The organism is Streptomyces sp. NPDC057543, from assembly GCF_042801895.1.
Taxonomy (GTDB): domain Bacteria; phylum Actinomycetota; class Actinomycetes; order Streptomycetales; family Streptomycetaceae; genus Streptomyces.
Map to the genome: position 1 here is coordinate 1 of NZ_JBHVFF010000260.1, position 12736 is coordinate 12736.

8 protein-coding genes and 2 pseudogenes are annotated in these 12736 nt (G+C 70.3%); 4 read left to right on the plus strand and 6 right to left on the minus strand.

Annotated elements, in window-relative coordinates; genetic code table 11:
• Positions 1-142 precede the first annotated feature (142 nt).
• On the plus strand, positions 143-2080 hold the full coding sequence (gene htpG / locus ACFU8Q_RS32075; protein ID WP_384460760.1) for a molecular chaperone HtpG: 1938 nt from the start codon (positions 143-145) through the stop codon (positions 2078-2080).
• Positions 2081-2171: 91 nt separating this feature from the next.
• On the opposite strand, the gene ACFU8Q_RS32080 is transcribed toward htpG, so the two are convergent.
• The 4 genes from ACFU8Q_RS32080 to ACFU8Q_RS32095 form a co-directional block, all read right to left on the minus strand.
• Positions 2172-3740 (minus strand): trifunctional class I SAM-dependent methyltransferase/NUDIX hydrolase/VOC family protein, encoded by a 1569-nt coding sequence (locus ACFU8Q_RS32080; RefSeq protein ID WP_384460763.1) that lies wholly within the window; start codon positions 3738-3740, stop codon positions 2172-2174.
• Between the two features lie 155 nt (positions 3741-3895).
• Positions 3896-4789: an esterase/lipase family protein gene (locus ACFU8Q_RS32085; protein ID WP_384460766.1), complete on the minus strand. Its 894-nt coding sequence runs from the start codon at positions 4787-4789 to the stop codon at positions 3896-3898.
• 225 nt (positions 4790-5014) lie between these two features.
• A complete protein-coding gene (locus ACFU8Q_RS32090; protein WP_384460769.1) occupies positions 5015-6016 on the minus strand; it encodes an ImpB/MucB/SamB family protein in 1002 nt (333 codons plus the stop codon).
• On the minus strand, positions 6013-9465 hold the full coding sequence (locus ACFU8Q_RS32095; protein WP_384460771.1) for a DNA polymerase III subunit alpha: 3453 nt from the start codon (positions 9463-9465) through the stop codon (positions 6013-6015). Before ACFU8Q_RS32095 ends, ACFU8Q_RS32090 begins: the two co-directional genes overlap by 4 nt.
• A 230-nt stretch (positions 9466-9695) precedes the next feature.
• Between ACFU8Q_RS32095 and ACFU8Q_RS32100 the strand changes: the two are divergent.
• A pseudogene (locus ACFU8Q_RS32100) lies at positions 9696-9893 on the plus strand (DUF3533 domain-containing protein); the annotation flags it as partial.
• A gap of 103 nt (positions 9894-9996) precedes the next feature.
• Positions 9997-10194: pseudogene (locus ACFU8Q_RS32105) on the plus strand (MGMT family protein); the annotation flags it as partial.
• A 178-nt stretch (positions 10195-10372) separates the two neighbouring features.
• Here the strand turns inward: ACFU8Q_RS32105 and ACFU8Q_RS32110 are convergent.
• The gene (locus tag ACFU8Q_RS32110) at positions 10373-11137 is read right to left on the minus strand and encodes a class I SAM-dependent methyltransferase (RefSeq protein ID WP_384460775.1); all 765 of its coding nucleotides are present in this window, start codon (positions 11135-11137) and stop codon (positions 10373-10375) included.
• Between the two features lie 50 nt (positions 11138-11187).
• Positions 11188-11580, minus strand: coding sequence for a hypothetical protein (locus ACFU8Q_RS32115; protein WP_384460778.1), 393 nt, complete (start codon positions 11578-11580; stop codon positions 11188-11190).
• A 248-nt stretch (positions 11581-11828) separates the two neighbouring features.
• Here ACFU8Q_RS32115 and ACFU8Q_RS32120 point away from each other — a divergent pair, with 248 nt between their 5' ends.
• Entirely contained in the window at positions 11829-12707 is an 879-nt protein-coding gene (locus ACFU8Q_RS32120) for a septum formation family protein (RefSeq protein WP_384460781.1), read from the plus strand.
• The last annotated feature ends 29 nt before the right edge of the window (positions 12708-12736 follow it).

A 12736-nucleotide genomic window follows, 5' to 3' on the forward strand; every position in this document is an offset into this window, starting at 1 on the left:
GTCCGGGTCCGGGTCCGGGTCCGGGTCCGGGTCCGGGTCCGGGTCCGGGCGGACACCGCGGCCGCTGCCGCAGTGTCCGCCGACTGAATTACAGTGCTCAGGCCAGTTCCCCACCCGGTGACCTGAGAAGGAATCACGGATTATGCCCACTGAGACGTTCGAGTTTCAGGTGGAAGCGCGCCAGCTTCTGCAGATGATGATCCACTCGATCTACTCGAACAAGGACGTGTTCCTGCGCGAACTCGTCTCCAACGCCTCCGACGCGCTCGACAAGCTGCGGCTCGAAGCGCTCCGCGACGACTCGCTCGGCGCGGATGTGTCCGACCTCCACATCGGCATCGAGACCGACAAGCAGGCCCGTACGCTGACCGTGCGGGACAACGGCATCGGCATGTCACACGATGAGGTGGTCCAGCTCATCGGGACCATCGCGAACTCGGGCACGGCGAAGTTCCTGCGGGAGCTCAAGGAGGCCGAGGACTCCACCGCGGCCGAAGGGCTGATCGGCCAGTTCGGGGTCGGGTTCTACGCCAGCTTCATGGTGGCCGACGAGGTCACGCTGCTGACCCGGCGCGCGGGCGAGAGCCAGGGCACCCGCTGGACGTCGACCGGCGAGGGCACGTACACGATCGAGACCGTCGACAGCGCTCCCCAGGGCACCGCGGTCACCCTCCGGCTCAAGCCGGAGGACGCCGACGACCGGCTCTACGACTACACCTCCCCCTGGAAGATCAGGGAGATCGTCAAGCGGTATTCGGACTTCATCACCTGGCCCGTCAGGATGGCCGCGGAGACCCCGGCCGACGACGCCGCCGGCACCGGGGAAGGGGCCGACGCCGCCCCGCGCGAACCCGAGACCCTCAACTCGATGAAGGCCCTCTGGGCGCGCTCGCGCGACGAGGTCGAGGACGACGAGTACCACGAGCTGTACAAGCACATCAGCCACGACTGGATCGCCCCGCTCGAAACCATCCGGTTGCAGGCGGAGGGCACTTTCGAGTACCAGGCGCTTCTCTTCATCCCCTCGCACGCGCCCCAGGACCTGTTCACGCAGGGGTACAAGCGCGGTATCCAGCTCTATGTGAAGCGCGTCTTCATCATGGACGACTGCGAAGCGCTGATGCCGCCGTATCTGCGTTTCGTCAAGGGCGTCGTCGACGCGCAGGACCTGTCGCTCAACGTGTCGCGCGAGATCCTCCAGCAGGACCGGCAGATCCAGTTGATGCACCGGCGTCTGGCGAAGAAGGTGCTGTCGACGGTCAAGGACATGATGTCCGCCGACCCGGAGCGCTACGCCACGTTCTGGCGGGAGTTCGGCCGCGTCCTCAAGGAGGGGCTGCTGAGCGACTTCGAGAACCGCGACGCCATCCTCGGTGTGGCCTCCTTCGCCACCACCCACGACCAGGACGAGCCGACCACGCTGCGGCAGTACGTGGAGCGGATGAAGGACGGCCAGGAGCACATCTACTACCTCACGGGTGAGTCCCGGCAGGCCATCGAGAACTCCCCGCACATGGAGGCGTTCCGGGCCAACGGCGTCGAGGTGCTGCTGCTGACCGATCCCGTCGACGAGGTGTGGGTCGAGGCCGAGCCCGAGTTCGACGGCAAGCAGCTGCGGTCCGTCGCCAAGGGCGAGGTCGACCTCGGGACCGAGGAGGAGAAGAAGGAGGCCGCGACCGAGCGCGAGAACCGGCAGCAGGAGTACGCGGATCTGCTGACCTGGATGACGGGCCGGCTCGGCGAGACCGTCAAGGAGGTACGGCTCTCCTCGCGTCTCACCGTCTCGCCCGCCTGCATCGTCTCGGACACGCACGACGTGACGCCGGCCCTGGAGAACATGTACCGCGCGATGGGCCGGCCCGTCCCGCAGGTCAAGCGCATCCTCGAACTCAACCCGGAGCACCCGCTGGTCAGCGGCCTCAACCGCGCGCACACCGAACGCGGCGAGGAGGCCGGCCCGGGCCTGGAGGAGACGGCCGAACTCCTCCACGATCTGGCGCTGTTGGCCGAGGGCGGCGAACTGGGCGACCCGTCGCGCTTCGTCAAGCTGATGGCCGATCGCCTGGAGCGCACCCTGTGAGTGGGGGCCGCGCCCCCTTGGGCAGGCTCCCGGGACTGCCCAAGGGGGCGCACCCCGGCTCATCGCCCGGCTGATCGCGGTCGGACACGTCCTAGGAGGGGGCTGAACCCTCCTGGTCCCGGTGCCGTGCCCATACATCGGTGTACGGCGCCGGGGGCTCCGGTGCCGGGCGGGCTTGCGGGATTCCGGCGACCAGCTCCACCTCGTAACCCGCCGGGTCCTCCAGATAGGCGGCGATGTGCTCGTCTCCGCCCGCGTGCGGGTAGCGGTCCGGGAAGAGCTGCTGCCAGCCGTGCTCCGGGGCTCTGGCCACCAGTGCGTCGAGGGTGGCCCGGTCCCGGACGTGGAACGCCAGATGGTTGAGCCCGGGGCTGCGGCGGTCGTGCGTCCCCCCGGTGAGGTCGGGTGACTGCTCGACCACCACATAGCTGTCGCCGCGCCGCCAACTGCGGCCGTGTTCCCAGCGCTGGTACGGGACATGGCCCAGCTCGCCGAGCAGCCAGCCCCACCCGCGCTCGGCCTCCGGCAGATCGGGCACCCACAGCTCGATGTGGTGCACCCCGCCGGTGCCGGCTCCGCCGGCGGGCAGCGGGACGGCGCGGCGGATGCCGTGCGGCTGGTACGCCACGGTGTCGCCGTCCTCGTGCCAGTGGATCAGGAAGTGCTCCCCCGCGCGGTAGCCGTCGAGTCCGGCCCGGCAGTAGGCGACGATGTCGTCAGGGAGGGCGTCCAGCGGGAACCAGGCCAGCTCGGAGCACTTGTCCGGTTCGCGGTTGTACGGCGGGCGGCCCGGGTCGTACTCCGCCTCGAAGAACCAGCCGGTCCGGGGACTGCCGCCGGGGCCGCGGTGCTGCATGACCAGGGCGACCCGCAGCTCGTCCGGGCCGAGTTCGACACCGATCTCCTCGGCGGCCTCACGGATCATCGCCGCGCGGACGTCCTCGCCGTCCTCGACGTGTCCGGACGGGCCGTTGAACAACCCGTCCGCGTACCCCGTATTGGCCCGGCGGGCGAGCAGGACGTCGGGGCCGCGGCGGAGGATCAGATGCACATCGACGACTTCGGTATGCCGGTGCCGCGGTTCGGCGCGGGCCACCAGGGCGTAGCGCTCGTCGTCGACGTGCTTGCCCCACAGGGCCGGATCGTCGGAGAGCCGCTCGAGGTGGATGCGCTCGGTGAACTCCGAGAGCAGTCCGGTCAGCCGCTCCGCGGAGATGCCGACGGCGCCCCACACACCCTCGATCAGGATCAGCCGGCCGCCGGGCCGCAGCAGGGTGAACCAGTGGCGCAGGGCCGCCACCGGATCGGGCAGCAGCCACACCACATGCCGGGCCATGATCACATCGAACTGCTGCTTGCCGACCGGTGGTTGGGCCGCGTCCCCGAGAAGCACCCCGGTGCCGGTGCCGGCGAGCTTGGCCCGCGCCTGCTCCACCATGCGCGGCGACCGGTCGACGGCGGTGACCCGGTGCCCCTGCCCGGCGGCGAGCAGCGCGAGGCTTCCGGTGCCGCACCCCAGGTCGAGCACCTCGGAGCGCCCGCCGGGCAGCCAGCTCTCCAGCCGCTGCGCCCAGGCATGCCGGACTGCCGGGTCGAGCAGCCCGTGGTCCGGCTCCTCGTCGAAGGAGTCGGCCGCGGAATCCCAGTCGATCGTCGTCATGAGTCGATCGTGCCATCCACCACCGACAACGACGGCCCGCACGGCACGAAAGGCCCCGCCCTCGGAGTGCCGGGACACCGGGGCGGGGCCTCTCGTACCGCTTCTTCGTTCCGCTTCTTCGTTCCGCCTCTTCGTTGCCGGACAGGGCAGTACGTCTAGCCGATGACCGAGGCGCAGGTGGTGGGGGTGGCGTGTGCCGGATCCAGGGCGTTCGCCACCTCGTGGTAGGCGATCCGGTCGACGGTGCCGATCGCCACATGCTCGGAGAGGTCGACCGGGCACAGGTCCTGGAGCAGGACGTTGTGTACGTTCGGCCCGTCCAGGAACTGCGTGCGGTACGGGGTCACGACCTCGTCGTACCTGGTCGCGATGACCGTGTAGCGCACTCCGGGCACGGTGTCGCCGCCCGCGTTGAGCTTGGTGACGAAGGGGGATCCCGCCACCTGGTCGGCGAGTCCGGGCGTGTTGGCGTTCAGCAGGTCCTCCGCTCCCGGGAAGTACGGCAGCAGCTTCGTCAGGCCGAGGAGGGTGGTGCCGTGGTTGTCGGGTGCGAGCCCGATCATGGCGTTCACCTTGGCGGCCCCGCCGAGGAACTTCAGGTAGTAGTTCGGCATCATGCCGCCCTGGGAATGGCCGACGATGTCGGTCTCCGTCGCCCCGGTGGAGGCGAGTACCTTGTCGACGAACGTGGCGAGCTGACCGGCCGACTCGTCGATCGGGCCGAGGCCGTTGAACACGGGTACGCCGGGCAGCTGCCCGTAGTCGAGCGAGTAGACGCAGTAGCCCCGGTTGACGAGGTAGGGGGCGAGGACCAGCCAGTTGTCGATCGAGTTCCCGAAGGTTCCGTGGACCAGGACGACGGGGCGGGGGTGGGCTGCGGAGGGTTTGCAGGAGTAGTCGTTCCAGCCACGGGAGGTGGCCGTGGCGGCGGTGGGGGTGGCTGCAGCGGCAGTGGCCGTGGGGGTGACGACTGCGGCGACGGCGAGGAGCAGTGCGGTGAGGGTTCTCCGCGTACGTGGGGTACGCGGCGCACGGGTCCAGGGCAGCATCGTGTGGTCTCCTTGCGGTTCAAGGGAGTTGCGATGTGTGTGCGCCCTGCGGCCCGGACCACAAGTGGTGACTGCTGACGTTCTGTGTACGCAGGCCAAATTACGCGTGAGTAAGGTGACGTGGGAAGTTACGCGCCGGTAAAAACTGATGGATCATCAATTGTTCGAGCTCAAAGGCCATTCAGGCCGCGAGTCGCCCCGGCGTCACGGCTCACGGCTCACGGCTCACGGCTCACGGCCGGCGATTCCCGGGGCCAGAACGGCGGGGTACACGGCTCCTGGACCGAAGCGGCGGCGGGCCCGGTCCGCGGCCGCTTCGGTGGCGTGGGCGCGGTCGTCGCCGGAGGCCAGGGAGAGCTGGCGGTGAGCGACGTCGGCCGGCCCCAGATCGTCGGCACGGATCACGAAGGCGCGGACCCGCGCCCGCTGCAGCCCGAGGGAGGCCAGCAGGCCCAGGGCGGCCGCGATGAGGGCCGGCGAATGGCTGGTGGGTTCCGGCAGCGGACGCGTACGCGTGGTGGAGCTGCGGTCGGCGTACCGCACCGTGAGGGTGAGACGGCCGGTGACCTGCCTCTCGCCGCGCAGGCGTTGGCCGATCCGCTCGGCGAGCCCCAGGACGGCCCGATGGTGGAGCGCCGGGTCGAGACAGTCCCGGTCCAGCACGAGGTCGGCGAGCAGGTGCTGCGCGGGTGCCAGTGGGGTGACCGGGCGGGGATCACGGCCCTGGGCGCGCTCGGCGAGCAGCCGGGCGGGGCCGGCGCCGAGGAGGCGTTGCAGAGTCGCCGCGGGTACGTCGGCGACCTGGCCGATGGTGTGCAGGCCGTACTTGTCGAGGGTGGCCGCCGTGGCCCGGCCGATCCCCGGCAGCGCGGTGACCGGGCGGGGGTACAGCCATGCGGCGGCCTGGCCGGACGGGACCCAGGTGGTGTCCCCCGGTGCGGACGCGTCGGCCGCCATGGCGGCCAGCATGCGGTTGCCCGCGAGCCCGGCGCTGCTGTCGATGTCGTAGAGGCCCTTCAACCTGAGCTTCGCCATCTGGACCAGGTCATAGGGGGACAGGTCGAAGTACCTGAGCGCCGAAGTCAGGTCCAGTTGAACGGCGTTGGGCGGGATGGCCTGGACATGAGGCGTCACACCGGACACCAGTTCGATTACATCGTCGTACTGATCCTCACTCAGCGCGGCGTGCAGATGGAGGTGGGCGATGTGCCGCTGACGCGTGGTCATCCTGCGCTCCCCGGGCTGGTGTAGCCGAGCTTCTTCAGGTCGGCCGCACGGCTGCCGGCGGGCCGCAGGTCGGCGTACGGGTGCAGCCGGGCCCCCGTGGTGCCGTTGACCAGGGTCCGCCGCGGCTGCGCGGGGGTCGGGTGCGGGTGGTCGGCGCCGAGGAGGGCGAGAGCGGCTTCGGGGCCGTGGTCGCGGCGGGCGGCGGCAATCCGGTCCAGGTCCCAGGCCATCGTGCCGACGACGGTGCGGCGGGTGCCGCGCACCTGGACCGTGCCGCGGACCAGCAGCAGTCCGCTGTGGAAGACGGTGTGCGCGCAGGCCGGATGGGAGTCCTCGAAGAACGCCAGGTCGACCAGGCCGGAGCCGTCCTCCAGGGTGACGAAGATGATGCGCTTGCCGCTGGCGATCGGCGGGGTCTGGGTCGAGGCCCGTACCCCGGCGACGAGGACCTGCTGACCTGCCCGGGCTGCCGCCAGGTGGGCCGAGTCGGTCGCGCCGATCTCGCGCAGCAGCCGGTGGTGATGCTCCATCAAGTGCTTGGAGACGTCGATGCCGAGCGTGTTCAGCTCTGCGTTCAGAGCCTCGCGTCCGGTCATTTCGGGCAGCCCGCTCGGCTCCGCCCCGCCGGCCGCGTCGGCGTCGATGGGCAGCTGGCCCCTGCCCGCGGACCGGACTCGGGACTGCCGGTGGAGCTCGGCGATCTGCAGGAGCAGATCACGCCGCGTGAGACGGCCGTCGTGGAGAGACCCCAGGGCGCCGATCTCCGCCAGGCGTTCGGCGACCGGTCGGCTGGGACGGGCCCGCTGCCAGAAGTCCGACAGCGATCCGTACGGCCGGCCCTCCTCGATCCGGGCGCACTCCTCCTTGCTGATGCCGCGCACCGCGGACAGCGCGAGCCGTACGCCCCACCGTTCCCCGTCGGTCCGCTCCACGGTGTGCTCCGCCCCGGAGCGGTTGACGTCGACGGGCAGGACGGGAACGCCGCGTCGGCGGGCATCGGCGACGAGGACACGCTTGGGCCACATACCGGGGTCGTGTTCGAGCAGCCCGGCCAGCAGATACGCGGGGTAGTGCGCCTTGAGCCAGGCACTCTGCAGGGCCGGCACGGCGAAGGCGACCGCGTGCGCCCTGCAGAAGCCGTAGGCGCCGAAGGCCTCGACGGTCTTCCACACCTCGTCCCGGACCTTCGCGCTGTAGCCGCGGGCGCGCGCCCGGCGGTGGAACCAGTCCTTGATCCGGGGCAGTCGCTCCTTGTCACCGAGCGCCCGCCGGGCGACCTCGGCCAGAGCACGGTCGCAGCCGGTCAGCACCGACAGCGTCTCGATGATCTGTTCGTGCCAGATGGTCACGCCGTAGGTGTCGGCGAGCACGGGTTCGAGGTCCGGGTGGGCGTAGGAGGGAGTGCCGCCGTGGCGGGCGGCGATGTAGCGCTCGGGCATTCCTCCGGCGACCGGCCCGGGGCGGAAGAGGCTGATGTCGGCGATGACGTCCTGCGGGTCGCGGGGCTGCAGCCGGGACAGGAGGTCTTGCTGGCCCGGGGATTCGAGCTGGAACAGGCCCAGGGTCTGACTCTCCTGAATGATCTTGAACGCGAAGACGTCGTCGAGCGGCACCTGTCGCGGGTCGTCCAGGTCGATGTGGTTGCCGGTCGTCCGTTCGATCTCGTTGACCGCATGGGCCATCGCGGATTGCATCCGTACGCCCAGGACGTCCAGTTTGATGTTGCCCAGCGCCTCGATCTCCTCCTTGGCCGCCATGGCCATCGGGTAGTCGCCCTGGGGGGTGGGCTGCACCGGCAGCCGGTCCAGAAGCGTCGCGTCGCTGATGACGACGCCGCAGGGGTGCATGGCCATGCCGTGGACCAGGGAGTCGAGCCCTTCGGCCACCTCCCACAGCGGCCCGTACCGTTTCGCCTCGGCCGCCAGCTGACGCAGTTCGGGCAGTTCGGCGAGCGCGCCCCTGATGTCCGCTGCCCGCAGATGCGGGAAGCTCTTGGCGATCCGGTCGACCTCTGCCGGTGCGATCCCCAGAGCCAGACCGGTGTCCCGCAGGGCCCGACGGGCCCGGTAGGTCTCGGGCATCGCGGTGACCGCCACCCGTTCCCTGCCGAACCGGTCGAAGATCGTGTCGTAGCACTCCAGCCTTCTGGCGGACTCCACGTCGATGTCGATATCCGGCAGTGACGTCCGTCGCACGCTCAGGAAGCGTTCGAACAGCAAGTGGTGCTCGAGCGGGTTGGCGGTGGCGATGCCCAGCGCGTGGCAGACCATCGACCCGGCGCCCGAGCCGCGGGCCGCCACCCGGATGCCCTTCTCGCGGATGTCGGCCACGACCTGTCCGACGGCGAGGAAGTACGGGTCGTAGTTCAACTTGGAGATCACCGCGAGCTCTTCGTCCAGCCGGTCGAGCGCGGCGCGGTCACGGTCCAGGCCGCGCCGGGCCATGCCCGCCTCGCACTGCCGGCGCAGCAGCTGTGCCGCGCCGCCCGCCCCGGGCCCGGCGCCGAGCACTTCCGCCTCCGGGAAGTGCGGCGTGCCCAGCCCCAGATCCGCCGCGGGGTCAACGGCGCACGCGGCCGCCGTGGCGGCGGTGTCCCCCAGCAGACGGCTCGCCCGCCGGGGTCCCGCTCCCGCGCATTCGGCGATCAACCGCGCGATGCCCGCCATCGCCCTCTCGTCCTTGAGCCAGCGCTGCCCGCTGTCCAGGCGCCGCCGGTCGATGGGCCGCAACAGCCGTGCGGCGTCCAGGACATCGGCGAGCCGGTGCTGGTCGGGGTCGGCGTAGCGGACGGCGTTGGAGAGCACGGCGGTGGTGTGGGTACGGTCGGCCAGCGCCAGGGTCCGGGCGGCCACCCGAAGCGATCCCGGCCCGGTGCCGGACCGTTTGTGCAGGACGGCCTCCAGCCGTACCTCCCTGCCGAAGATCTCCCGCCACGGCGCCAGCAACTTCACCGCGATGTCCTCCCGGCCCGCCGCCAGTGCGCGTACCGGCTCCGAGAGCGGCCCGAGCAGCACGATCAGACCGGGGCCACCGTGCTCGCGCAACGCCTCCCACGGCACCACCGGCGCCACCCCGCCCGCGGTCCCGGCGTGCGCGGCCGACGTGATGCGGCACAGCCGCGCCCAGCCGGCCCGGTTCTGCGCGAGCAGCACGAACCGCAGGGGCGGCTCGACGATGTGCGCGCCACCGTGCACCGGGGTGCGGCGCCGCGGTGCCGGAAGCGGAGGAGCCAGGGCCTCGACGGCCAGATCGACACCGAAGACCGGCCGGACACCGGCCCCGGCGCAGGCCCGCGCGAACCGCACCGCCCCCGTGACCGTGTCCCGGTCGGTGAGCGCGAGCGTCGTCATGCCGCGCTCGGCCGCCCGCCGGACAAGGTGCTCGGGGTGGGCGGCGCCATAGCGAGCGGAGTATCCGGACGCCACGTGCAGATGCGCGAAGCCCGCCATTCCGCACCTCCGTCCTCCACCCCATTTCAGCCATACGCCCGATACCTTCATCGTACGTCCGTTCGATTACTCTAACTCCATCGAAGCCGGTCAGCGACCTGATTCGAACAAATGGTCGTATCGGAGGTGTCCGTAGTGAGTGGCTGAAACTGTCAGCTCCCCGTCCTCGTCCGGCCAGCTCCCCGTCCTCGTCCGGCACGGCTCCGGCCAACCATTCGGCCCAACCCCACCTGCACGAACGGCCGAAGCCCCGGAACCGTGGGGGCACGACTTCCGCTGACGAGGTGAAGAACGCCGTCACTCCACGGGCCGCCCTGCTTGTCATCGGTGTGCTCGGACCGCAGTCGCTGTTCATCGCGTCCTACGTCGGGGCGCTGCACGGACGACGCCGCGGAGGCCCTGCGGTACGTCGAGTCGCACCTGGTCAGGCGCCGCCATCTGGTGGAGCTGTGGCCCGGCCCGATCGGCGGAATCCGACCAGCCGGCGAGGAATGGGCAGGATGGGCCGAACCGCGGGCGGCGCTGGTCGCGATGCCGAGCGGCAGCTGGACGTCGTACGGCGATGTGGCCGAACTCATCGGCAGCCACCCGGTGCCTGTAGGCGCCTACCTGGGGTCCAACGCGACGGTGATCGGCGCCTATCGCGTGCTCACCGCCGAGGGCCGGGTCTCGCCCTCCTTCCGCTGGCCCGACGGGAGCGAGAAGCGGCCTCCTCAGGAACTGTTGCAGGAGGAGGGGGTGACGTTCGGACCGTCGGACCGAGCCGTTCCGTCACAACGGCTGACTGCCGGGGAACTGGCCACGCACCGAGATACTCACGGCCCTGACGGCGCGCCCCCATGGGAACGGGCTGGAGGGGGTGTCTTCAAAGTCCCGTCTGCCCGGCGCTGTGTGGTGCGCACGCTCCCTAGGGCATTCCGTGAGGGACGGGCTCCGCGGTACCGCGCCGCGCCACGAACACGAGCTCCCTGCCCGGCCGGTCGGGTGCGTCGCGTACGTCCTCGACGACGAAGCCGTGCTCGTGCAAGTCCCGCTCGATCTCCGTACGTTCGCGGAAGCGAAGTGTCGATTCCGAGGTCAGTACGTCCCCGTCCGCAGCGAACACGTGCGTACCCCGGAAGCTCACCAGCGGCAGGCTCACGTCCGTCAGCTCGGCCCAGGTCTCGACGTGGCCGACGCCCGGGATGTCCGTCATGCGGTACGTGGTCTCGCGCGTCCACTCCGCCCACTCCTCCCACACGCGCTGCGCCGGATCGCGCGTCTCGAAGACAAGCCGCCCGCCGGGCCGCAGCGCCTCGTACGCGCCGCGTAGCGTCGTACGCCACGCCTGCGGCTCGGCGATCGCCTGGGCGACGTTCCCGGTCATCGTCACCAGGTCGATCTGCATGGGCGGCAGGTCCCCCGCGTCGCCGTCGAGCCAGCGCACCCGCTCCGCGCCCGGCTTGCCACGCGCGACGTCGACGGACGCCCGCGCGGGATCGATCCCGGTGACCGTCATCCCGCGCTCTGCGAGCACCAGCGCGAACACGCCCGTACCGCACCCGATGTCCAGCACGGACCGCGCGCCGAACTCCTCCGCCATCGCGAGATACGCGTCGAGATCGCTGCGGTCCGGATCGAGTGGGTCGTAGATGGCGGCGAGGCGCGGATGCCCGAAAGTTGCGTCAACCATGGAGGCGAACGTATGTGGACCCGAGTCCGCGCGGCCACAGCTTTTTCGGGTTACTGCGCCAAGCGGGCGCGGCGCTGTGCGGTCAGGATGTCGGGGTGCCGGGCGTTCTGGTTCCGCCAGCGCAGGCAGCGGTTCCTGTTCTCCGCCGGCATCACTGCCGGGCCGAGAACCGCGCCGACGCTGTGGTTCCGTCCCCCGACCGGTGGTATGGGCGCCCTGGTCGGCCACGGTGGGAAGTCACCGCCTCGGCTCGCGTACGAGTCCGCGGGCCGAGGCCGGGCCGGCTCGCCCGATGGTGGAGGGACGAGATCCGTCGACGTGACCACGGCCGTCGGCGTCGGCACGAACCGAGCGGCGTCCGGCTGCGTCGTCGCGTGGCTGATCTGTCCGCGTACGTACTCGATCTGCGCGCGCATCGCGCGTGCGTCCTGGAACCGGTCCACGGGGTTCTTCTCCAGCGCGCGTGCCCCCTCCCTGGAGGCAGCCGCCGCCCAACATGTCAGTCATTGACTGGGTCCACAACGCCGATCGACACATCTCGGCCCCCCATGGCGCCGGACGACAACTCGTCCGGATATCACCTGTACAACCATCTCCCGCGCAACGAAGCGCCTGTACACAGACCTGTCACTTACATGCCATACGATGCGCACTCCTGCTCACAACCATTCCGCTTGAGGATGCTCACGTCATGTCTCTCGGTGTCACGTCCCGTTCCCTGCGCGGTATATCCGCTGTCGTAGCCCTGATCTCGGTCGGAGCGGTGGGGTGCTCAGAAGCCCTCGACAGCGCAAAGGCCGGCGCCAAGAAAGTGGTTCGGCAGCGATCGGTCTTCTCGCTGGCGACCGGCGACTGCTACAACCCGAACAACGGGGCGCCGGAGAGCGAGGAGTTCAGCGTCGAGGTCGTGCCGTGCGGGGAACCGCACGAGGGCCAGGTCGTCGGCGAGTTCAAGATCGACGGTAAGTCGGCGTACCCCGGTGCGGACGAAACCGCGCAGATCGCCGACGAACGCTGCCCGGCCGAGGCTCAGAAGTTCACCCCCGACACCTGGGCCCTGCCCAAGGGCGTCGACGTCTACTACTACTACCCCACCAAGGAGAGCTGGGCGACGGGTGACCGGGGCGTGAGCTGCACGTACGCCAAGGAAGCCGGCAAGTTCTCCGGTTCGCTGAAGAGCAAGACCCTGGACGCCGACCAGCTCGCGTACCTGAAGGGTTCGAACAGCGTCTACGAAGCCCTGTGGACGAACCAGCCCGAAGCGGAGCAGGTCGAGGACGACTTGGCCGGCTACAAGAAGCAGGCCAAGGCCGTTGCTGCCGCGCTCGGCACCCACCTCACAGCCCTGAAGGGCATTCAGCAGCCGGAGACCGTCAAGCTCCGTGCAGGGCTGGAGAAGACCGCCGGTGCGTGGGAGAAGGCCGCCTCGGCCAGTGGCACGGACGCCTTCTACCTCGCCTACGACCGGGCCTTCGACGGTATCAACCCGGCCAAGACGGTCGCCGCCCGCAAGGAGCTGAAGCTCGCCACCACCGTCCCGGCCGACGAAGCCGAGGTCTGGGCCGGCTGACCACGTCGGTCACGTCGACCGGCTCGGCC